This window comes from Acinetobacter proteolyticus, from assembly GCF_000367945.1.
Taxonomy (GTDB): domain Bacteria; phylum Pseudomonadota; class Gammaproteobacteria; order Pseudomonadales; family Moraxellaceae; genus Acinetobacter; species Acinetobacter proteolyticus.
Window position 1 is genome coordinate 1262972 of record NZ_KB849179.1, and the last position, 23160, is coordinate 1286131.

A 23160-nucleotide genomic window follows, 5' to 3' on the forward strand; every position below is an offset into this window, starting at 1 on the left:
TGATTACCGATTATATTTCCATCTATTACTTTGACTCTACTTTCGATCATGCATCATTTCATACGACTGCGCTCTTAATAAATCTTCTTTAGTTCCAAAAGATTGATTACGCAACTGATCAATTGACTGCTGCTTACTGGCATCCGTGGCATCACTCTTTAAAATCTGGTCACGTGCTGCCAAGTAACCATTGACCTGTGTTTGCCATCCAGCTTCTTCTTGATCGACTTTCTCTAAACGATCTGCCGCTTCTGGCCCTAATAAACTTTCACGCATATTACGAAGCTCTTGTGCTGAACCACCCTTTTCCCGAACTTCTTGAGTCAACTGCTGCAACTCAGCAAATTGCATCGAAACCCGAACACCATCAGCCAATGTTGTTGGAAGTTGGTCAATCAATTTCGCCAACTCAGCCGCCTTTTGTTGAGCGGTCAGGGTTTTATTGGCATGAATACGCATTTGATCAATATTAAACTGGTTCAAATTACGTTCATTGCCAAATAAAGCATTGATCTCAGCGGCATTAAAAAATTGCTGTTGTACTTTGTACATCTGCTCAATCACTTTTTGATAACCATCAATATCACCAGTTTTAAAATTACCCGTCGGTTTTATATTTTTCAAAGCGTGGGTATAGGCGACATATTGATCTAGCAGATAACTGGCATAACTTGAAGCCGTGTCAGGTAAAGTCGCACTGAGATACTGTCGAATATCGGCAATCAGTTCTGTTTCAGTTTTTTCACCTAAACTAGAAAAGAAATAATCAAAACAACTGCGAATTCCAACGGTTAAAATCAATTTACCATTGGCATCGACCTGAATCGGACAGTCAATTTCGGTGCCTCGCAATGAAGAGGCCAATTCAGGCATTTTGACTTTTTGATTATTTCGCGCACTCGCCTCTAAGCTATTTTCTGTAATTTGTGATTGAGCCTGCTGATTCGGCGCATGCTGGGTATTTTGAGCATCTGGTTTAAATATCCAATAGATTAAAGCCAACAAGAGCAATAAACATACGATTAAAACTATACTGATGGTTTTATTATTCAAAAATTTACCGTTCATCATCCCTTGCTCTATTTCTCATTCTTTCATTGAACCGTTAAAACCAAAGGAGCAACGGATTGCTCCTTTGGCAAATGAATTATAAACCTTGATTTTTTAAACGATTTGCTTGAGTACGATAAGGGGTTACTGGGTTCTGTAAGAAACCAACTAAACCGAGGATCTGATTCACTTCGTCCAAATGGTTAAATGCATAATTATCACGAATCACGGTGCCCAAATGACTCGAACAACGTGGTACCAAGCCATCATTTTCACCAGAAATCAGTAAAGAAGTTGCTGTTAATGCATAATCCATTGGATCTAAAGCATTGGTAAATGGACTGGTTCCACTCCATGAATAATAACGTACACCATTGACCAGTTCTGTTCCTGAACCACAAGCTGTGGTTGGTACACCTGCTGGAAAACGTTGGTTAAAGTTTGCTGAACCGCTAGTGGTTAATGAGTTTAAGCCAGCCAGTGCATCTTGATCATAATAATGCCCTGAACCAATCCCCACCAACGAGAAGAAGGCATTCACCCCTGCTGCGATCACGGGTGCCAATGCTGGACCCACAGGTGACTTAACCACTGAGTCAACCACATCTGCAACATCTGAACCTTTGGTTGGGCCACCTACTGCTGTGACTGACGCAATTTTATTCGGCAACAAACTTGCGACATAACGAACCGATTGAGAGCCATGACTATGTCCAATTAAGTTAATTTTCTCCGCACCAGTAATTGCCAATACTTGCTTCGCTTGCAGCAATAATTGCTCACCACGCATTTCCGATGAATTAAAAGAAGCTTGCTGTGCAACAAAGACATTTGCACCATTACCCACCAAGTCTTCTGTAATACCATTCCAGTATTGCAAAGGGCCCACAGCAGAGAAACCTGCCATCCCGTGCGCCAATAGAATTGGATATTTGGTTTTCGCATAACTTGATGTCACACTGGTGCTACCGCCGACTGAACAAGAGTTCACATTACAGTTTTGCCATGATGCCTTTGGTGCAAAAAAATCGAACAAACCTGCATGTACCACAGATCCACTACTCACCAATATGCCCGCCATTAGCGCCATGACATTTAAATATTTTTTCTTCACGTTTTGCTCCTAGCATTTTTCATTTTTATTACAACGATTTAGTCTTTTTCTTCGTATCTGGAATCATTCCGAGCATACAAACGACTGGAAAAAATTATACTCCTTCGCAATATTGTGTGATTTTTAGACTAAAACAAACTGTGCCAAAATCATAACAATTCGTGCCAAAATTACGCTGGATTGAAAAAATTCCGATGAATGCACATTTTCAAATCCATCACTCTGCTTTAATTTCAGAATGAATTGGATCAGCTTTAAAATGGAATTTACTTCGTCCTATGAGTATTCCCCGTCTTCATAATCAGCATTTTATTAGTAGCTCTTATGCACATCTACTGAGTGAGGTGGTATCAGGATGGAATATTTCAGCTGAAACCTTATTTTGGGGCACAGGTGTTGAAATCGATAAACTATCTGATCTCAATGATAAGATCAGCCTGAATGCCTTTAAAAAAGTGATTGCTCGAACCATTGAGTTAACACAAGAACAAGGCATCGGTTTTTATGCAGGAACCCAGTTAAAAATCAGTTCACATGGCTTACTCGGTTTTACTGTTGCCATTTCAAAGAATGCCTTAGAAGCGATTGAAACCATTAATCAATTTGTCAGCTTGCAATGTTCATTTGTCGACTTAAATTTTAAAGTTGAAGATGGGCTCGCCTATTACAGCATTGCCTATGATCGTTCCTTACTGAATTTTAATGATGAATCAGATACTCAAGCCTATGAATTTAGCTGTATTTTCTTTCTGACCGGTTTTGTACATTTAGTCCGTTTCTTTATTCCAGATTTCAAGCCAAGTGTTGATCTACAATGTAAATATCCAGCGTATTTTTCTCGTTTTAGTGACATTTTAACATCGACTTTCGCAGAAATACGTTATCAGCAGCCTTATACCCGCTTAATTGCTGCTGCAACTTTTCTTGATGCGCCTCTCAGTATGGCCGATCCACTCACAGCAGAAAAGTTTAAATTACTGTGCCAGAAAGAGCTGGATGAACTGCTTGCGACACAAGATATTTTACAACGGGTCAAATATCTAATTGATGATAAAACAGAAGGCTTATTGAGTATTGATCAAGTTGCTCAAAAGCTAAACCTGACCAAAAGAACTTTACAGCGCATGTTGCAAGAAAAAATGATCAGCTTCCAAACCTTGTATGATGAAGTCCGAAAGGAGAAAGCCAAAAAACTGATGCTGAATCCTTTTCTGACCAAGGATGAGCTTGCTAAAAAGCTGGGGTATTCCTCTCTTTCAAGTTTTAATCGTGCCTATAAACGTTGGGAAATTGAATAAAATTTTAGGGAAGTTTATGCAACAATGGAGCGATGTCTCAATCTTGTGGATGTTTTATGAGTCAGCCAGAAATTACCGCTGTTGAACTTTCTAAAGCTTATCGACTGCTCAATCATGGCCCGACAGTTTTGGTTTCTGCTCAGTATGAGCAAGAGCGCAATGTCATGGCAGCGGCTTGGGCTTGTGCATTGGAACTTACCCCAGCCAAAGTCACTGTGGTCTTGGATAAAAGTACCAAGACTCGCCAACTGGTGGAACAAAGTGGTTATTTTGCTTTGCAAGTGCCCTGCTTTGCGCAAATTGATATGGTGCATCAACTTGGAAGCATTAGTCAGTTTGATCATCCAAGTAAGTTAGAAGAATGCAAAACTGAATTGTTTTACCAAGATGATTTTCCTGTCCCACTGGTAGCAGGTAGTCTGGCTTGGCTGATCTGTAAAGTGATTCCAGAACCACACAATCAACAAGCGCATGATCTATTTATCGGCTCGGTGGTGGGTGCTTGGGCTGATTCACGGGTATTTCGTGATGGTCATTGGCACTTTCAAGAGGCCAGTAAAGCGTTGCGCAGCCTGCATTACATTGCAGGCGGTACATTTTATCTGATTGGGGATGAAGTTAAGGCCAAATAGTCTTTAATATAGGGCAAAGCAAAACCAGCTTTGCCTCTTTTATTGATCATTGATTTTCATCAACTCATGATACATAAGATCTAAAAACTGCTGCTGTTCTTCATCTTTTTTAAAGTAACGTTGATAAAGACCGCTACAGCTTTGCACATCAGCAATATTGGCTTTATTAAATGACCAATCCTTTCGATCTTTGATGCTGATGCCTAGATCATCATCACAACGCTGCCATAGCTGAGAAAATCTGGTTCTCTTAGCTGCATCTAATTTTTTAAAATCGGGATACAAAGAATAGCCGCGCATAGCTGAATTAAAAAACTGTGAAATCATGGTGACTGGTACACCACCCCAATCGATGCTTTGACCAATGGGCAATCGAATATCAGTCAGTTTATTTTCTGACATGATCTCGGGCTGCTTGCCTTGTTTGAAATACTGTTCCTTGTAGACCAAGGTCGTTCCAGCTGGAACATAGATTTTTTTAACCAGCATCGGTTGCTGTGTCACATAGTACGGATAATTCGGTCTTGAGTTACCACCCGTCGGGTTCATACTCCCCACACAGCCTGCTAAAGATATCGCCATTGCAGCAGATAAAAATATCATCGCTTTCATCGTTGTTATTATCATCCAGATCAATATTCTGATTCGACCTTAAAACGAAATCGATTCGGAAACAATATCAAATACCAAAGAAAAAACCGCTATGAGATTCACAACGGCTTTACATAAAATCAGATCTTGAGATCTTTATTAGAACAAAATTTATTTCGCCGCCATACGAATTGCACCATCCAAACGGATCACTTCACCATTCAAATACGAGTTTTCAGCAATATGTGCCACTAAACGTGCAAACTCTTCTGGACGACCTAAACGTGATGGATAAGGCACCATTTGTCCTAAGGCATCTTGCACATTTTGAGGCAAGCCTTTCAACATTGGGGTTTCCATAATCCCTGGAGCAATAGTCATGACACGAATACCATGCCGCGCTAACTCACGTGCAATCGGTAAAGTCATCGCCACCACAGCACCTTTTGATGCCGAATAAGCCGCTTGTCCAATCTGACCATCAAAGGCAGCCACTGACGCGGTATTCACAATCACACCACGATCTTCATCACCTTCAGCAACGGTATTTTTACTCATCGCATCTGCAGCAAAACGCAGCATATTGAATGTACCCGTCACGTTGATGTGCAAGGTTTTTGAGAACATGGCCAAATCATGTACGCCTTCTTTGCCAACCACTTTTGCAGATGGGCCAATGCCTGCACAGTTAATTAGTCCATATACACTGCCATGTTTCGCCAATACATCTTTAAAAAACTGCTCTGCCGCAGCTTCATCAGTCACATCCAGTTTTACAAATTCTGCTTGGGCACCTAAGGTCTGTGCTTGTTGTTCCCCAGCGTCGATATTCATATCAACCAAAGTGACAGAAGCCCCTTTTTCAACTAAATATTCTGCTGTTGCTGCACCTAGACCCGAACCGCCACCTGTAATAACAAAATGTTTTCCCTGAATTTTCATTTACGTTTCCTATCAAATTAAAGATATAAATTTTTATAACTAAGCCTAAAGGCAAGTTTTTTCCGATACAATTTCAAAAAGTAGCAAATTTGCTGCGGCTTTTGAGCATTCGATTTCATTTTTCTCCTGTATTTTATTGATATATGAACAAAAATCTCAACCTCGATCTTAATTCGGCTAAGGACACCATTTCAAATGCTTTAATTCGTGAAGCGTTGAGTGTTGCGGCAAGTCGTGGGTTGAATATTGTCAATATCGCCAATCGAGCAGGTATTTCAGCAGAGCTATTAACCTCCTCTAAGGCACGAGTTCCCGTGGCACAATGTGCGCAGTTATGGGTCGAGCTTGCGGAAAGTATGAATGATGAGTTTCTGGGTATGGATACTCACCCCATGCGCCGTGGCAGTTATAGCCTACTAGCAAAACTAGCTTTCAATGCCGAAACTCTTGAGCAAGCCATCCACGAGATTTTAAAATTTTTAAGTCTGGTGCTGGATGATATTCGGGGTGAATTGGTACAACGTGGCGCCAAAGCCTATCTGATCTTGCATGATCGTGAGCACCCGAAACGGATGTTTACTTATTCTACCTATTTAATGTTGGTGCATAGTTTGATGTGTTGGTTGAGTGATCAGCGCATTGGCTTTCATAAAATGAGTTTTAGATGCCACCCTCCTGTGGAAATACAAGATTATCGGGTGCGTTTTTGCGAGAACATTCAATTTAATGCCGAGCAAAACCAAATCGAGTTTGACGCGCATTATCTCAAGCATAAAATCAAAAAAGATAAACAAGCACTCAAAGATTTTCTAAGGCACACGCCTTATAACCTGATTGTACGTTTTAAGAATGAGAACTCGTTAAGCTTGCAGATCCGCCGTCAATTGCTGTTACAGCCACCATCACAATGGGATGAACTGAAAGAGATTGCCCAGCAATTGAATATGTCGACTGCCACTATTCAACGTCGCCTAAAACAAGAAGGTGTCAGTTACCAGCAGCTTAAAAATGATATTCGATGTGATATCGCGATTGAACGGCTGAGTAAAAGCAATGATTCAATTCAGAACATCAGTGATGATTTACATTTCCATGACCCCAGTGCTTTCCATCGCGCCTTCAAAAAATGGACAGGAGTCAGTCCAGGCAGCTATAGGAAGTCTTCACCCAATAAAAAGAAACGTTTGGGTCATTTAGAATAATCGAAGGAGTAGACAATGTATTTGCCTGAAATATTTGAAGAAACAGATCTTGAAAAATTATACCAACTGATTCAGGACTACCCTTTTGCCACGCTGATAAGTCATAGTGCGGAAGGCTTGGAAGCCAATCATTTGCCCTTTCATTTATTGCGTGATGAGCACAGCCAAACAGCAGCACTGATTGCACATATTGCCAAGAATAATCCACTACACACTCAAATTGAAAATGGTGCAGCGGTCTTGATTATTTTTCAGGGTGAGCAAGCTTATATCTCACCGAACTGGTACCCAAGCAAGCAACAACACCATCGACATGTACCCACATGGAACTATCAAGTCGTCCATGTCAAAGGAAGCATCAATTTCCTGCATGACGAAAAATCTTTACGCGGTATCTTGGCCAGACTGACACGTACTCATGAAGCCAAACAAACAACGCCTTGGAAAATGTCAGATGCACCCAGCGAATATATTGCTCAGGAACTGCAAGGCATTGTCGGGATCGAAATTCCGATTTCACAAATCACAGGTAAATTTAAACTCAGCCAAAATCGGGAAAAGCCAGATGCTTTAGGCGTGGTAGACGGGCTACAACAACAAGGTGAAAGCCGTTTAGCCAATGCAGTACAGCAATATATCGAGGATTAAGCTGAGGATATCACTATATTTTCAATAGCAGCCCAGCACAATAATCAACATTATTGGTGAATAAAAATAATGTTTTGAGACTGATTTGATTTTTATCTATTATCATGATTTCTAAATCAAAATAACTCAGTTGGGATGCTTTGTAATACATGTAAAGATCGCTCATAGTTCATTATACGGCGCTGATTTAGCTCATGTCTTTCCTTTCTAAATTACCTATCTCTAAAACTTTATTCGCTTTAGGCTTCTCTACGGTACTTATATCCTCCAGTTTTGCTGCCATTCCAAACACGCTTAAACTTGATTATGCCTACTATGCGCCAACCAGCTTAGTAGTGAAAGATCAAAAACTGCTAGAAAAAGCCCTTCCCAATACCGAAATTAAATGGGTGTTTAGCCAAGGCAGTAATCGTTCTCTAGAGTATTTAAATAGCAATAGTATTGATTTCGCTTCAACGGCGGGTTTAGCAGCAGTACTTAGCCGTGCCAACGGCAGCCCAATCAAGACGGTCTATATTCAAAGCCAACCTGAGTGGACAGCACTAGTCATTCCAGCAAACTCTCCAATCAAAAACTTAAAAGACCTTAAAGGCAAAAAAATTGCTGCGACCAAAGGCACAGATCCTTTTCTGTTTACGCTACAGGCATTGGATACAGTCGGGCTGAATAAACGTGATGTTCAATTGGTTCATTTACAACACCCTGACGGCAAAACAGCATTAGAGCGTGGTCAAGTAGATGCATGGGCGGGACTAGACCCCTTAATGGCGTCTGCACAAATTCAATCTGGTGCTAAATTGCTGTATCGCAATGTAGGATTCAATAGTTATAGCGTCTTGAGTGTCAAAGATGAATTTAGTAAACAAAGCCCTGAAGCCATTGAGGCGGTGATTAAAGCCTACGAACAAGCACGAAAATGGGCCAAAGCCAATCCAGATAAAGTTGCGGCATTATTGGCCCGCGAAGCTAAACTGCCTTTAGCTGTTGCTCGATTACAGTTGAGCCGTACTAACTTTGAGCAAAACATTCCTTCAGCTACACAAACCCAAGCCCTGAAAAGATCAGGAAAAATCCTGACGGAAGAAGATCTAGTCAGAAAAGGCACCGATGTCAATCAAGTGGTTGATCAACTACTTGATCCACGTTTTGCTCAAAAAGTTGTGAAATAACCCATGCGCAATTCAAGTCACAAGGCTGGGCTAACAGATTTTTTAGCTCAGCAAAGCGCACAAACAACTAAAAAGCTTTTTAGCCCAAACTTCATTCGCTGGCTAAAAGCATTGCTACTTCCTAGTCTGCTGTTAATACTCTGTGAATTTTTAGTTAGAAATGGCGATATCGAAGCGTATTTGCTCCCTGCGCCCAGTAGCTTGTGGCAATCTTTTTGGGATTTGGCTCAATCTGACTTACTGCAGCACATTTACATCAGTACTTGGCGGGTGCTCGTCGGTTTTGCACTCGGTAGTGGTTTAGCTTTAATTTTTGCGATTTGGGTCGGCTTAAGTAAAGAAGTGGAAGCCTATTTAGAACCCACTTTTTCCGCACTTAAATCCATTCCAAGCCTTGCATGGATTCCATTATTATTACTTTGGTTAGGGATTGATGAATCCTCTAAAATTACGCTGATTGCGATAGGTGCATTTTTTCCGACCTATACCAATACGGTCGCTGCCATCCATAATGTAGATCGAAAACTGATTGAGGTTGGAAAGGTCTATCGCCTCAATGCATTGCAACGGGTTATCTCCATTGTGTTGCCTGCCGCGTCTTCTGGAATTCTGACAGGTTTACGCAATAGCTTGAGCTTATCGTGGATGTTTATGATTGCAGCCGAACTAATTGCCGCAACCCAAGGAATTGGTTATTTATTGAGTGATGGACGAGAAACTTCACGCCCAGATATTGTGATCATTGCCATTATTTTATTGGCTTTGCTTGGAAAAATATCCGACAGTTTGATGAAACTACTGGAAAATAGATTATTACGTTGGCGCGATACCATCCACAAACAGACTTAAACCCACTGTGCCAATGTTACTCGATCATTGCCACCATAATCCTTGATGGTTTGGATCTGTTCAAAACCTAATTGTTCAAAGATTTCACATACTGCTGGTCCTTGGTCATAACCATGTTCAAGCACAATCCAGCCATTCGGTTTAAGCCAGTCTTTACCTTGGGTGATGATGATTTCAATATCTGCCATACCCTGCTTATCTGCAATCAAAGCACGCTCAGGTTCCGACTTGAGCTTTTGCATATGCACATCGTCAGGATCAATATATGGCGGATTCGATACAATCAGATCAAACAGTTGCTGTTCTAAAGCCTCAAACCAAGCACCACAAGCAAAATTGACCTGCATGAGACCATGGCGAACAGCATTATCCTGAGCCACCGCTAAAGTCGGCGCATAGATATCAGTAGCTGTCACTTGCCATTGTGGACGCTCACTCGCCAGTGCCAAAGCAATTGCACCTGTTCCCGTACCTAGGTCAACAATATTGGCTTGTGAGCTTAATGGCAGTTTTAATACCGTTTCCACAAGGATTTCAGTATCGGGACGCGGCACTAAAGTGTCATGGGTGACTTTTAAATCGAGCGTCCAAAACGGTTGTGAACCTGTAACATAGGCCAAAGGTTCACCTTGTTCAATACGAGCCAGCCCATCTAAATAAGCTTGCTCTTGCATTTCAGTCAATTCTTGCTCAAGTCTTAATTTAAGTTCTAAGGCATTAATCCCCAAAATATGTTCGAGTAGCCATGCCGCCTCTTGACGTTCATAGCTATCAATTTCACCTTTGATCTCTAAGGCTTGAGCAATATTCATTAGCCGCCATTTTCCTGTGCAAGCATCGCCAACTGATCCGCCTGATATTCACGATGCAAACTATCCAGCAATTCAGTTAAATCACCTTCCATAATCGCATCCAACTTATATAAGGTCAGGTTGATACGATGATCGGTCATACGACCTTGCGGGTAGTTATAAGTGCGGATACGCTCAGAACGGTCACCTGAACCGACCAAATCACGGCGCATTTCTGAGGTTGCTGCATCCGCTGCTGCACGTTTCGCATTTTCTAAACGTGAGACTAACAAAGCCATCGCTTTGGCTTTGTTCTTATGTTGTGAACGCTCTTCCTGACATTCCACCACCACACCCGATGGGATATGGGTAATACGCACCGCTGAATCGGTTTTGTTAATGTGCTGACCACCCGCACCTGATGCACGGTAAGTATCAATACGCAAATCGGCAGGGTTGATTTCGACGGTGGTATCTACATCGACTTCTGGCAGAATCGCAACGGTACAAGCCGAAGTATGCACACGGCCCTGTGATTCAGTCGCAGGAACACGTTGTACACGGTGCGCACCACTTTCAAACTTCAAGCGACCATAAACACCTTCACCATCAATACGGCAAATGATCTCTTTATAACCTCCATGCTCACCTTCATTTTCAGAAAGCACTTCAATACGCCAACCTTGTGTTTCAGCGTATTTACTATACATACGGAATAAATCACCTGAGAAGATCGCAGCTTCATCACCACCTGTACCCGCACGCACTTCAAGATAGGCAGCGTTGGCGTCATTTGGATCTTTCGGAATCATCAACACGTTTAACTGCTCTTCAAGCGCAACCAAAAGTGCTTTATTTTCTTTGATTTCTTCCTCGGCCATGTCTTTGAAATCAGGATCTGACTTCATCATTTCAGCCGTTTCGATATCCTCTTCCGCTTGACGATATTTGCTCCAAACCTCGGTGATTTCAGTTAAATCATTATGTTCACGGGACAGTTTACGAAAACGTTTATTGTCCGAAATTACTTCTACATCAGCGAGTAATGCAGTCAGCTCTTCGTGACGATCACAAAGTTGATCGAGTCTTAAACGGAGTGATGCTTTCATGGGCGGAATATCTCAAAATCTAAAGACTCAGTGCCAATGAAGCACGAGCAAAATCAAAAAATTGCGCATAGTTTACAGACTCTACTGCTTAAAAGACATAGAGAATCAGGGGAACTTACTATTCCTCACCCATTTCATCACAAATTGTTCAGTTTTAGTTTTCAGTGCTTGTTCTCTGATCAAGGCTTATATATAAATAATGAAGGACAAATAGAAAGATAAAACAACAGGATAATCTATGAATAATTTTATAAACCGCCCCACCTCGGCCTTTATTGCTGCAAGCTGGGTGGCCTTACTCGCAGGTGGCGTTGGCTTTATGATTGGTCTATGGAATGCCAATATGCCCTTGCATGAAAAAGGCTATTATCTTGTGATCTTGCTTTACGGACTTTTTTCCGCGGCTTCTTTACAGAAAACTGTTCGTGACCAACTTGAAGAAATTCCCGTTACGGCGATTTACTATGGACTATGTTGGGCTTCGATGGCGGTCTGTATTGGTCTATTATTGGTGAGCTTATGGAATGCAGATCTGACCATGAGTGAAAAAGGCTTTTACATCATGTCCTTCTTATTAAGTCTGTTTGGCGTAGTCGCAACGCAAAAGAATATCCGTGACTTAAACTATCTACGTTTACAAACCGAACTAAATCCGCGACAGCTCAGAATTGAAGAACAAAACAACAAAGACGATCAATTAGATTAATTAAAAAATGAATGGAACCTTAAAATACGGTTTCATTCTTTTGTGCAACTATTGGCTATCTAATTGTTTAATTGAACTTTACTCACATTCTTCTCTTTTTTTAGAAACAAAACACTACAATCCAGACACCAAAGAGTAATAATTCAGAAAAGGTTCTCCATACTTTCATACTCAAACTTTGTTACATTTGCAGCCATGAAAAAGAGGTCCGCTTGGTTTCGGACACGGAGTCAAAAATGAAATTAAATGCTTGGTTATGTGCTGCTATTTTTGCAAGCTCATCATTGGTTACTGCTGCTCATGCTGATAATGCAACCCGTGTTGCTGCAACGTCTGCGCTGGGTAGTGTGGTCGGTACTGCGGTAGGTAAAGAAATCGGTGGTAATAACGGTGCAATGATTGGCTCTGCACTTGGTGGTGCTGGTGGTGCAGCGGCTGCAAGTAGCAAACGTACCCGTACAGAAGCTGCTATTGGTGGTGGTTTAGGTGGTGTTGGTGGTTATACTGTCGGCAAAAACCTAGGTGGCACTACAGGTGGTTATATTGGTGCTGCTGCGGGTGCGGCAGGTGGTGCTGCTCTAGGTCGTAAAGTCGGTCAAGACCGTGACTACGACAATTACCAATCTAAAAAACACAAGAAGAAAAGAAAGCATCGTCATCACTAATTCTAAAAAGCACCTTCGGGTGCTTTTTTATGGTCTATATTTCCCCTAAACATCGATAAAATCCTGAGCAAAATGCTAGGTTGAATCCTTGTGCTGAACTTTCTAAAATAATTCCTTATTTTTTATATGCCTTTTATGCTGCATCATGAATACTGAATTACTCTCTCCTGCTGGTTCACTTAAAAATATGCGTTATGCCTTTGCTTATGGAGCCGATGCGGTCTATGCAGGCCAACCACGTTATAGCTTACGCGTGCGTAACAATGAATTTGACCATGACAATTTAAAAATCGGGATTGATGAGGCACATGCCCTTGGCAAAAAATTTTATGTGGTGGTCAATATCCAGCCGCATAACAGCAAACTCAAAAACTTTATTCGAGACATTGAACCGATTATTGCCATGCAACCCGATGCACTGATTATGTCAGATCCCGGTTTGATTATGTTAGTACGTGAACATTTCCCTGAGATGCAGATTCATCTGTCGGTACAGGCCAATGCGATCAATTGGGCCACAGTAAAATTCTGGAAAGACTATGGTCTAAGTCGCGTGATCTTGTCACGAGAACTTTCACTCGAAGAAATAGAAGAAATTCAAACACAAGTCCCAGACATTGAACTGGAAGTGTTCGTACATGGTGCACTATGTATGGCATATTCAGGACGTTGCCTATTATCTGGCTATATGAATAAACGTGATGCCAATCAAGGCGCCTGTACCAATGCCTGTCGTTGGGACTATAAAATCCACGCCGCACAAGAAGATACCAATGGGGATGTCATTCCTGTTCAGCAGGTCGCTACTCAACAGCAATGTAGCACACAGACATCGAACAACACTAATACGGCGCAAACTGTTTTGGTGCAGCGTAATAATGAAGACATGTTTGCCGCTGAAGAAGATGAGCATGGCACTTACTTCATGAACTCTAAAGACCTACGCGCAATACAGCATGTCGATCGTCTGACTCAAATAGGTGTTGCTTCTTTAAAAATTGAGGGTCGTACCAAATCTTATTTTTATTGTGCCCGTACTGCACAGATTTACCGCAAAGCCATTGATGATGCGCTAGTAGGTAAAGAATTTGATCCTAGCTTGATGACACAACTTGAAGGATTGGCAAACCGTGGTTATACCGAAGGTTTCTTGCGACGCCATATCCATAGCGATTATCAAAATTATGCCGATGGTTCATCACATTTTGACTATCAACAATTTTGCGGTGAAGTCATTGCACGTCATGGCAACTATATCCGCATTGAGGTTAAAAACCGCTTTGTGATTGGTGATTCACTTGAGTTAATGACACCCAAAGGCAATATCAACTTCAAATTAGAACAAATGCGCGATCTTAAAGGCAATGCCATTGAAAGTGCCAAGGGTTCAGGACATATCGTCGAAATACCATTCTCTTCTGAGATTAATATTGAATATGTACTCTTGATTCGCAATCTGCCACACGCCGCAACCGAGTTGCAATCTGCAGCGCTTGCCTATTCGGCAGATTAATATGGCACTGTTAATTACCAACGCATGTATCAATTGTGATATGTGCTTGCCTGAATGCCCTAATCAAGCGATTAATGAAGGTGCAAAAGTCTATGAAATCGACCCAGAACGTTGCACTGAATGCGTCGGTTTCTACACAGCACCCACCTGCCTCGCTGTCTGTCCCATCGATTGTATTCAGCCTGACCCAGCGCGGGTGGAATCTCCTGATCAACTGCTGATAAAATTCAACAATCTTAATCTATTCAATCATTAAGAACTCACTAAATGATAGGCTCAAGCATCGCTATCAAATTACAAAGTGCCTATCTCCCTTTTCATTGACAGTATTTCATCCTGATTCTGCGATTCAGCATCCGCACTGGCATCAAAATTGCTAATTAGTATTACGTTTTATTCAATTAGTATTACTACGGGTGTGCGCCTATGCATCATTCAGTATTGTCAAAAAGGAAGAAGCTTTACTTAAGTTTGGGATCTTTTCTGATTCCCATCCTGATCTGGAGCTGTGTCAGTTACTTACCTTTTATCTGGCATCCACAAGTTCAAATTACCAATGCAGGCTCAGCCACTTATCTACAGGCAGGCATCCGAATAGATAAGCAGGCTTATTATGCAGAGGCTCAAGATGCAGTCAATCAAGGTAAAACACCGCCTACAGGTATTCTGGTCAATCCAATTTATTTGCCTGCTCCGCATCAAGTGGCGAAAGCACTTTTCACTTCATTTACCACGCCCCCGCAACAGGCTGATGCACCTTGGTTACATCAAAGCCTGTGGCACAGTATCAAAATTGTATTTACGGCGTTTTTTATCTCTTCATTGATCGGTGTGCCGCTTGGTATCCTCTGTGGCTTTTCCAATACCATTTCCAAGCTCACTGAACCCTTTGTCGAGTTCTTTCGCTACCTGCCAGCACCTGCCTTTGGGGCATTAGCAGTGGCGATTTTAGGTATTAATGATGCCCCGAAAATTGCCATTATCGTGATTGGTACCTTATTTCAACAAATTTTGATCATTGCCAATACCACCCGAATGGTTGATCGCGGCTTGGTTGAAGCAGGCTATACACTAGGCACCAATAAGCTTAAAAGCCTGTTTCATGTGGTAATCCCAGCGGCACTGCCTGACATTTATCGTGATCAAAGAGTTTTACTCGGTTGGGCGTGGACCTATTTAATTGTGTCAGAACTGATTGGTGCAACCTCAGGAATTACCTGGTTCATTACTCAACAAGCGCGTTATCAGAACTTTGACAATGTTTATGCCGCCATCCTGATTATCGGGGTGATTGGACTGTTGTGTGATTTGATTTTAATGAAACTCGGCACATACCTATTTAAATGGAAAAAGGGAGTATAAATATGGCGGATAATTTTGATGCCAAAGCATATTTTGAGCATATTTATACGCGTCCCGTGATGTTGGAAACCAAGCAACTGACGCAAATTTTTCAGCATGGCACATCTGAACGAATCGTACTCAACCAGATTGATTTGCGTATTCATAAACGTGAGTTTGTCTGTGTGATTGGTCCTTCTGGCTGTGGAAAATCAACCTTAAGTCGTGTGGTTGCAGGTCTAGATGACTACCACAGTGGTGAGGTGCTGGTTGAAGGACACAAGATTAAAGGCCCGAGTTCAGAACGTGGCATGGTGTTTCAAGGCTATACCTTATTCCCATGGAAAACCGTCAAAGAAAATGTGATGTTTGGACCTTTGATGAAAGGCATCAGTCAAACTCGTGCCGAAGAAATGGCGCGTGAATGGATCAATATTATTGGCTTAGAAAAATATGAAAATCAGTTTCCACATGAACTTTCAGGTGGGATGAAACAGCGTGTCGCCATTGCCCGTGCCTTAGTGAATGAGCCCAAGATTTTATTGATGGACGAGCCTTTCGGGGCACTTGATCCCTACACCCGACAAAAAATGCAAAAGCATCTCATGGACTTGTGGCAAAATATTGATATCACTATTTTATTTGTCACGCATGACATGGATGAAGCCATTTTACTGGCAGATCGCATTGTGGCTTTAAAAGCCAATCCGGGTGAGGTCAAAGAGATTATTGAGGTCAATTTACCACGTCCACGAACCATGGAATTGATGCAGTCGCCTGAATTTAAACAACTACGGCAGCGAGTTGATCTGTTGGTGCATCACCAAGAGGACCAACTCGACCCTGCGCTACAAGATTTACCTAAAATTCCACGTATGACCCAAATGAGTACACAGAAATAAAATAGCGTTTGGGACGACCCAATACGCTTCATTTATTGCTGGACGACCAGCCAATGGTGAATCTCATGAACCATGATTATGTGTTGCCCTTAATTGATATTTCACTCCTCAACAGCACGAGTTTAGAAGATCGCAAACAGGTGGTGAAGCAACTTGATCAAGCCTGTAAAGACGTTGGCTTCTTATACATTCAGGGGGAGCAATTTCAACCCGAACTGTTCGATCAGTTAAAACAAACCGCGCAGCATTATTTTAGCCAAGACCAAGCCACTAAAATGCAACATTATATTGGTCTATCCGAAAATCATAGTGGTTATGTGCCAATCGGCGAAGAACAATTCAAAGCCAATGTCTATGATCTAAAAGAATCTTATGACATTAATTATGACTATCTTGGTGAACGACATCGTCGTCCTTTACTCGGCCCAACACTATGGCCTGAAGATGCTCACTTTAAACACACCGTCTTAAATTATTATCAACATATCAAAGCCATCGGAAATCAGCTATTTAAAGCTTTTGCCTTAGCGCTTGATTTGAATGAAGACTTCTTTGAACCGCATTCAAAGCATGCGCCAAGCCAATTGAGGCTGATTCACTACCCTTACAATCCCGAAGCACAAGATCAATCAGGTATTGGGGCACATACCGACTATGAATGTTTTACCCTTTTATTTCCAACGGCTGAAGGTTTACAGGTATTGAATAAACAAGGTGAATGGATCGATATTCCCTTAATTGAAAACACCATGGTAATGAATATTGGTGACATGATGGAGATCTTATCCAACGGTCGTTATCTGGCAACCAAGCATCGTGTAAGACGTGTACAACAAGAACGTTACTCTTTTCCGCTGTTCTTCTCCTGTGATTATGACTATCTCATTCAACCACTGATCCCAAATGAAGCACCTTTATATCCGCCAATGAAAGGCGGTGAACATCTATTTAATCAAACCGCTCAAACCTTTATGTATCTCAAGCAACGGATTGAATCGGGTGAGTTGGTACTTGAGAATGCCCGTCCGCTGTACTCCTTTGGGTTAAATGAACAGGGTGCAAGCGAATGAATCTAATGAACCTATTAGCACAACTTGAGCCGACAGTGATTGATGACCACTTGCCCTTACCACGCTATTTGTTGGGATGTTTTAGACGTAAAAGTATCAGCTTCTTCAATGGCATGACGGATGAAAAAACTATTGTGTATTGGTTTCAGTCCAAATCTTTCAGCATTGACCTCCGATTGATCGATGCCAATCAAACTGCGGTGCATGAGCGACAAGGCTGGATTGGCGATACTTTATGGGATTCAGATCGAGAATTACTCTCTTGGCAGCTTCATCAAAACTATCAGAATCATATTCAATGGCCTGAACCCGCCAAGCTTTATCCAATCGGTAACAGTATTTTAGAGTTTTCACCTTCGCATGCGTATGTAGAGGATTGGCGGCAACAGGCTCAGCAGGGCTTATTGCTCGGTTTACGATTATTCCAGATGCAAAATGTGGCAACGCAAAAGATAGTACCTATGGACGGTGGCTTGATGATCAGCGATCAGCACATGGCTTATGCACAATCACGCCTTCCCCAACAACAAAATCAACTGAAAAATGGTTCAATTGATCATCCTGAAAATGATCTAAAAGCAATTGAAAGCTATGAAGTCTCGGTTGCTTTAAATGGTTCTCATATTGGTTTTAGTACCATCACCAGTCGTTTGCAGCAATCAATTTCACTCGATGATTTTGAAATAGAAAATGCCAATACCCTGACCCAACTAAAACAGATTGAAGGTGAACTGTATCGACTTTATTTTCATCTGGATATGTATCAACCTGATTTTGTATTTAATACCACAACCGCAACCACCACGGATACACAGCAATGGCTGGCTGCTGAACAAAAGCATTTATTAAAAAATGCCATACGGACTTACTGATCTTGTTTGTATGTGATTGATCTAGACAAGGACGATTGTGGAAAAGGGTTCTATCACAATCGTCCTGTTGGTTTAGAGTTTGAGAATATAAAAATCGCTTATTAGGAGCGATTTTTTATACCACAAAATATCTATTTCAACTCATCCATCAAAGCAGGATAAATAAGGTTTCACCTTCATCGATATTATCTCCCTCGGTACATTCAATTTCCTAGACCGAGCAGTCTCTTACTCTCTTTATTCAACACATCACATTATGATTTTACTGTTGAGCATTCATACTGGCATCAAAATTGCTAATTTAGTATTACATTTTATTGAATTGGTATTACCACAGGTGTTTACCCAGACATCATTCAATATTGTCAGCATGTATGGCACCTGTCAGTCATAGTAACTAACAACGATGAGATATAAAGCTTCAGGACGACCTGTATCAATAGCTTAAAACCCAATGGTTGGACGACCAATCTAAAAAAGTGAGCAATATTTTATGAATGATATGATTACAGAAGAAAAACACACGCTTTCCCATCGAGCATTTGAGCATATTCCTGTCATCGATATCACGGGTTTATACAGTGACAATCCAATTGTTCAGCAACAAGTTGCGAACCAACTCGGTTATGCAGCAGAACATGTTGGTTTTTTCTATATTACTGGGCACCATATTCAAAAGGAACAAATCGATAAGCTACTGTCCCAAGCAAAAGCTTTCTTTGCACTGCCTACAGCAGAGAAAATGAAATACTATGCAGGAAATTTCGGTATTAAACATCGGGGCTATGTCCCACCTGGTGAAGAACGTACTGAAATGCAAGGTAGTGTAGAGGTCGATAGAAGTATCAATAAAACCGATAATAAAGAAGCCTTTGATTTAAGTTGGGACCTCCCAGAAGACGATCCTGATGTCGTTGCAGGAAAACCAATGCATGGCAGCAATGTCTGGGCAGATCTTCCAGATTTTAAAACAGATGTTCATGCCTATTATCAAGCCGTCATTCAATTGGGACGCACTTTACTCCGTGGTTTTGAACTGGCATTAGGACTTAATGCAAATGATCTAAATCGTTTGGTCAATAAGCCAACCTCTCAATTACGCTTAATGCACTATGCACACAATCCTGATATAGAAGATGTGCTTGGCTTTGGAGCACATACAGATATGGAACTATTCACCATTTTATTGCCAACAGCGCCCGGACTAGAAGTCGTCAACTCGGAAGGAAAATGGATTGATGCACCACCAGTTGAAAATGCATTCGTCGTTAATATTGGGGATATGACCGAAGCACTCAGCGGAGGACGTTTTACTGCAACCTCACATCGTGTAAGAAAAGTCAGTGAAGAACGGTATGCTTTTCCTTTATTTTTTGCTTGTGACTATGATGTTGTCATTCAGCCCCTTCCTCAATTCGCGACACCTGAAGCTGTAAAAAAATATCCTCCAGTGATCGCAGGTCAACATCTTTTTGAAGTTAGTGCCAAAGTCTTTGGTTATATGCAAAGGATGATTCAACGAGGTGAGATCACCTTAACAGGACCAAACTTAAACTTTGGTAAACATTCCCATAATAACTAAGTCGCGTTATTGAACAAGTTTATTTTCGATTTTGAGGTTTATATGCAATATATTGATATAGAGGAAGTCGCTCAACAAAATCGAGATATCTCTGGTTTTATTGACTTTTTAACCACAGACCATCAGTTTGTCTGGGCAACCAATCAAAATAGCTTACAGAAATTCTGTTTTGATCGACTCACCCCTATCTATCAAGCAGCAGTCCCAACCGCTGCCGGTATTCCAGTCTATGCTTTTGATTCAATTTGGGTCGCAAGCTTATCCACTCAGTCAGTTTACCGTGTCGATGCAGATTCAGGTCAAGTACTTAGTGTTATTCCCACTGGTTTAGCAGATTTAAGTGGTGAATTCAGCTTGGCTGCTGACCCCAATGGTGTTTGGGTTGCTTGCGCGAATGGCTTGATTTGCCAAATTGACCCAGCCAATAATCGCATCACGCATCACATCCAAGTCTTAGCCGAGTCATATAATCTTTGCTATGCTTTTAATTCGCTCTGGCTCACCAATCCCAAACAGAATAGCGTTCAAAGAATCAATCCATTCACTAAACAAGTCAGCCACTGTATTCGAGTTGACCAACAACCATGGTTTCTCTGCGCCAGTAAACAAGCAATTTGGACACTGAATCAAACATATGGCACAGTCAGCCAAATTGACCCTCATTCAAACTTGTGCATCAAAACCATTCAACTGCCTCCATTGGCACACGGTGATGGTGGCGATATACATGCAAGTCATGGCAAAATATGGATTCGTAGCACCCGTATTCCACTGATTGAAATAGATGAACACTCAGGAGAAATTTTAAGGGTTTTTCAATATGGACAAGCCGCAGGAAGTGGTGCAATTTGTACTTGTGATCACCAATTATGGATCACGGCACATGACATTGATAAGATTTGGATCATTCCAATAAATTAAACCTATTTAAGTAACAACCAAAGGCTGAATAATCAGCCTTTATTTTCGTCATCAAAATTGAAAAAAATTATGGCAACTCCTCAATCAGATTCGGATTAATTAACTGCTCAACTGCTGGACTTTGAGCATATAAACCCTGACGAAGATTAAATTGGTTGACGTAGTAAGAAGCACCATAAATCGAGTCAAACCCCGATCCTTTTTTAAAAATACGTTTATTCTCAGCAAGATTAAGTAGCTTCGTTCCTTTCATAATCCGTTCGTATGCAACTGGATCAATTGAAGCGCGTTTCGCCATGAGATGAATCGCATCCTGACGGGTAGCAGGATCATTAATATAATTCACCGTTCTATCCCATATCTGAATGATTTTTTTCCACTCCTCTCTATGTTGTTGCAAGTGTACTTGATTCACCGACAAAGTATCGTAAATCAGTCCAGGCTTTTTACTGGAATCATAGATAATTTTCGCATCAGGAACACTCGCCAAAGCTTGATGTGCGATCGGCTGCCACAAAGCGATCGCAGCAATATCAGGAGATTGAAAAATTTGTGGAAGCTCGTTGGTTGCTGCATTGGTGACTTTGACATCCTTAGGATTAAGACCCGCGTCCTGCATCGCTGTAGTAAATAGTAAATCGCTGACCAAACCTTTTTCCAATGCAATCGTTTTACCTTTTAAACCCTGTAATGAAGTTATGCCTGATTTCGCAATGATGACATCATTCCCTGCTGAATAATCATGCGCCATGATAATGGCAGGACGAGCACCACCTGTCGACAAAATAAAGTTATCCCCGTTCGCCACAACAACTGCATCAAGTTTATTTGCCATAAATGCTTGTAATGATGCCGAATAATCAAACCATTTCAATTCAACATTCAGACCCGCCTCTTTAAACCATCCCTTATCTTGAGCAATTTGCCAAGCCAAAGAACCAGGCCACTCACTGTATGCAATCGTAATAGGCTGATCTTTTTGAGGGGCTATGCTGTCTTTATTGGGTTGTGGAATCTTAGCGGTATTATCACAACCTACAAATAAAATTGCAGAACAAAATAATATAGGCAGATAAATCTTATTGAACATTCAATAACTCCATCATTTCTTTAAAACTACAGTAGCCCCTTATTTATAAACAGCTTTTACTTCAACTCATCTACCAAAGCTGGATAGATCAAGCCATCTACATCCACTTCAGTTTTATAAATGCCATTGCTGACATTGAATTGATTGACGTGATAGGTCGAACCATAAATCGAGTCAAAGCCTGTTCCCTTCTGGAACACTTTCTTATTCGCTGCAATATCCAGTAAATGCGTCCCCTCAATAAATTGCTCATATTGTTGAGGATCAACACCAACACGATTGGCCATGATTTTTACCGCATCCGCGTGTGTGGCAGGGTCTTGGATATATTTCACCGTTTTATCCCACACTTGGATCAGCTTTTTCCAATCCTCTTTATGCGCAGATAAATGACTTGGATTTACCGCTAGGGTATCGTAAATCAAGCCTGGTTTATCTTTGGAACTATAAATAATCTTGGAACCTGCGACGGCTTTTAGAGCTTGATTGGCAACGGGTTGCCATACTGCAATCGCAGCTATATCCTGACTGCCAAACACCTGAGGAAGTTCATTGGTCACAGAATTGACCAGTTTAATATCTGAGAATGGAATCTTGGCATCGGTCAAAGCCGTCGATAACAACAGGTGATCGACCAATCCTTTTTCTGTAGCAATCGATTTGCCTTTTAAATCCTGAATACTGTTAATACCATTCTTGGCAATAATGACATCATTACCCGCAGAATAATCTGTCACCATAATGATCATGCCCTTGCTTCCCCCGGAGGCATTGACTAAATTATCCCCATTGGTAATAAACACCGCATCCAGTTGATTGGCCGCAAAGGCAGAAATTGAAGCTGAATAATCGAACCATTTAAAATCAACATTTAAGCCTGCATCTTTTAACCACCCCTTTTCAATCGCCACTTGCCATGCCACCCAGCCCGGCCAATCACTATAACCAATCGTCATTGGTGTCATGGACGCCACATCTTTGGCCTCGGTTGCTTTCTCCGCTGTTGGTACCTTGGCCGAATTATCACACGCTGTAAGGCCCAGTCCCAACAGCACTGAAACAGATAAAGTTGCTATTGCTTGCTTCATAATCACCCCATATCT

General features: G+C 41.4%; 24 protein-coding genes. 16 read left to right on the plus strand and 8 right to left on the minus strand.

Features of this window, described 5'->3' with window-relative positions:
* Positions 1–36: 36 nt before the first annotated feature.
* Positions 37–1068: a lipase secretion chaperone gene (locus F993_RS10795; RefSeq protein ID WP_004653979.1), complete on the minus strand. Its 1032-nt coding sequence runs from the start codon at positions 1066–1068 to the stop codon at positions 37–39.
* 79 nt (positions 1069–1147) lie between these two features.
* Positions 1148–2164 (minus strand): lipase family alpha/beta hydrolase, encoded by a 1017-nt coding sequence (locus F993_RS10790; protein WP_004653980.1) that lies wholly within the window; start codon positions 2162–2164, stop codon positions 1148–1150.
* A 278-nt stretch (positions 2165–2442) separates the two neighbouring features.
* Between F993_RS10790 and F993_RS10785 the strand changes: the two genes are divergently transcribed.
* Together F993_RS10785 and F993_RS10780 are read left to right on the plus strand one after the other, a co-directional pair.
* On the plus strand, positions 2443–3462 hold the full coding sequence (locus tag F993_RS10785; protein ID WP_004653981.1) for a helix-turn-helix domain-containing protein: 1020 nt from the start codon (positions 2443–2445) through the stop codon (positions 3460–3462).
* Positions 3463–3518: 56 nt separating this feature from the next.
* Positions 3519–4094: a flavin reductase family protein gene (locus F993_RS10780; protein ID WP_004653982.1), complete on the plus strand. Its 576-nt coding sequence runs from the start codon at positions 3519–3521 to the stop codon at positions 4092–4094.
* 39 nt (positions 4095–4133) lie between these two features.
* On the opposite strand, the gene F993_RS10775 is transcribed toward F993_RS10780, so the two are convergent.
* Both F993_RS10775 and F993_RS10770 read right to left on the minus strand, forming a co-directional pair.
* Positions 4134–4706, minus strand: coding sequence for a hypothetical protein (locus F993_RS10775; RefSeq protein ID WP_004653983.1), 573 nt, complete (start codon positions 4704–4706; stop codon positions 4134–4136).
* 150 nt (positions 4707–4856) lie between these two features.
* Positions 4857–5627, minus strand: a complete 771-nt coding sequence (locus F993_RS10770; protein WP_004653984.1) for a 3-hydroxyacyl-CoA dehydrogenase — start codon at positions 5625–5627, stop codon at positions 4857–4859.
* Positions 5628–5770: 143 nt separating this feature from the next.
* On the opposite strand from F993_RS10770, the gene F993_RS10765 reads away from it, so the two are divergent.
* The 4 genes from F993_RS10765 to F993_RS10750 all read left to right on the plus strand — a co-directional run bounded on the left by F993_RS10765 (position 5771) and on the right by F993_RS10750 (position 9495).
* On the plus strand, positions 5771–6829 hold the full coding sequence (locus F993_RS10765) for an AraC family transcriptional regulator (protein ID WP_004653986.1): 1059 nt from the start codon (positions 5771–5773) through the stop codon (positions 6827–6829).
* A 15-nt stretch (positions 6830–6844) separates the two neighbouring features.
* Complete coding sequence (locus tag F993_RS10760) at positions 6845–7477, plus strand: FMN-binding negative transcriptional regulator (RefSeq protein ID WP_004653987.1); 633 nt, start codon at positions 6845–6847, stop codon at positions 7475–7477.
* A gap of 194 nt (positions 7478–7671) precedes the next feature.
* On the plus strand, positions 7672–8646 hold the full coding sequence (locus F993_RS10755; RefSeq protein ID WP_004653989.1) for an aliphatic sulfonate ABC transporter substrate-binding protein: 975 nt from the start codon (positions 7672–7674) through the stop codon (positions 8644–8646).
* 3 nt (positions 8647–8649) lie between these two features.
* Entirely contained in the window at positions 8650–9495 is an 846-nt protein-coding gene (locus tag F993_RS10750) for an ABC transporter permease (protein WP_004653990.1), read from the plus strand.
* Here the strand turns inward: F993_RS10750 and prmC are convergent.
* Together prmC and prfA are read right to left on the minus strand one after the other, a co-directional pair.
* Positions 9492–10307 carry a peptide chain release factor N(5)-glutamine methyltransferase gene (prmC, locus tag F993_RS10745; protein ID WP_004653991.1) on the minus strand — a complete coding sequence of 272 codons (816 nt, stop codon included), beginning with the start codon at positions 10305–10307 and terminating at the stop codon, positions 9492–9494. The two genes, F993_RS10750 and prmC, sit on opposite strands and share 4 nt — an antisense overlap.
* Complete coding sequence (gene prfA, locus F993_RS10740; protein ID WP_004653992.1) at positions 10307–11395, minus strand: peptide chain release factor 1; 1089 nt, start codon at positions 11393–11395, stop codon at positions 10307–10309. Before prfA ends, prmC begins: the two co-directional genes overlap by 1 nt.
* A gap of 238 nt (positions 11396–11633) precedes the next feature.
* Between prfA and yiaA the strand changes: the two genes are divergently transcribed.
* The 10 genes from yiaA to F993_RS10695 all read left to right on the plus strand — a co-directional run bounded on the left by yiaA (position 11634) and on the right by F993_RS10695 (position 20967).
* Positions 11634–12101: an inner membrane protein YiaA gene (gene yiaA / locus F993_RS10735; RefSeq protein WP_004653993.1), complete on the plus strand. Its 468-nt coding sequence runs from the start codon at positions 11634–11636 to the stop codon at positions 12099–12101.
* 236 nt (positions 12102–12337) lie between these two features.
* Complete coding sequence (locus F993_RS10730) at positions 12338–12766, plus strand: hypothetical protein (RefSeq protein ID WP_004653994.1); 429 nt, start codon at positions 12338–12340, stop codon at positions 12764–12766.
* 145 nt (positions 12767–12911) lie between these two features.
* Entirely contained in the window at positions 12912–14279 is a 1368-nt protein-coding gene (gene trhP / locus F993_RS10725; protein ID WP_004653995.1) for a prephenate-dependent tRNA uridine(34) hydroxylase TrhP, read from the plus strand.
* A 1-nt stretch (position 14280) separates the two neighbouring features.
* Positions 14281–14535, plus strand: a complete 255-nt coding sequence (locus tag F993_RS0119700; RefSeq protein WP_032812473.1) for a YfhL family 4Fe-4S dicluster ferredoxin — start codon at positions 14281–14283, stop codon at positions 14533–14535.
* A gap of 170 nt (positions 14536–14705) precedes the next feature.
* Positions 14706–15641, plus strand: coding sequence for an ABC transporter permease (locus tag F993_RS10720; RefSeq protein ID WP_004653997.1), 936 nt, complete (start codon positions 14706–14708; stop codon positions 15639–15641).
* Positions 15642–15643: 2 nt separating this feature from the next.
* Positions 15644–16522, plus strand: a complete 879-nt coding sequence (locus F993_RS10715) for an ABC transporter ATP-binding protein (protein WP_004653999.1) — start codon at positions 15644–15646, stop codon at positions 16520–16522.
* A 53-nt stretch (positions 16523–16575) separates the two neighbouring features.
* Positions 16576–17592, plus strand: coding sequence for an isopenicillin N synthase family dioxygenase (locus F993_RS10710; RefSeq protein WP_004654001.1), 1017 nt, complete (start codon positions 16576–16578; stop codon positions 17590–17592).
* Entirely contained in the window at positions 17589–18464 is an 876-nt protein-coding gene (locus F993_RS10705) for a hypothetical protein (protein WP_004654002.1), read from the plus strand. Before F993_RS10710 ends, F993_RS10705 begins: the two co-directional genes overlap by 4 nt.
* A 493-nt stretch (positions 18465–18957) precedes the next feature.
* Positions 18958–20046, plus strand: coding sequence for an isopenicillin N synthase family dioxygenase (locus tag F993_RS10700; protein ID WP_004654003.1), 1089 nt, complete (start codon positions 18958–18960; stop codon positions 20044–20046).
* A gap of 42 nt (positions 20047–20088) precedes the next feature.
* Positions 20089–20967 carry an NHL repeat-containing protein gene (locus tag F993_RS10695; protein WP_004654004.1) on the plus strand — a complete coding sequence of 293 codons (879 nt, stop codon included), beginning with the start codon at positions 20089–20091 and terminating at the stop codon, positions 20965–20967.
* Positions 20968–21034: 67 nt separating this feature from the next.
* On the opposite strand, the gene F993_RS10690 is transcribed toward F993_RS10695, so the two are convergent.
* Positions 21035–22057: an ABC transporter substrate-binding protein gene (locus tag F993_RS10690; protein ID WP_004654005.1), complete on the minus strand. Its 1023-nt coding sequence runs from the start codon at positions 22055–22057 to the stop codon at positions 21035–21037.
* Positions 22058–22113: 56 nt separating this feature from the next.
* The gene (locus F993_RS10685; protein ID WP_004654006.1) at positions 22114–23145 is read right to left on the minus strand and encodes an ABC transporter substrate-binding protein; all 1032 of its coding nucleotides are present in this window, start codon (positions 23143–23145) and stop codon (positions 22114–22116) included.
* Between the last annotated feature and the right edge of the window lie 15 nt (positions 23146–23160).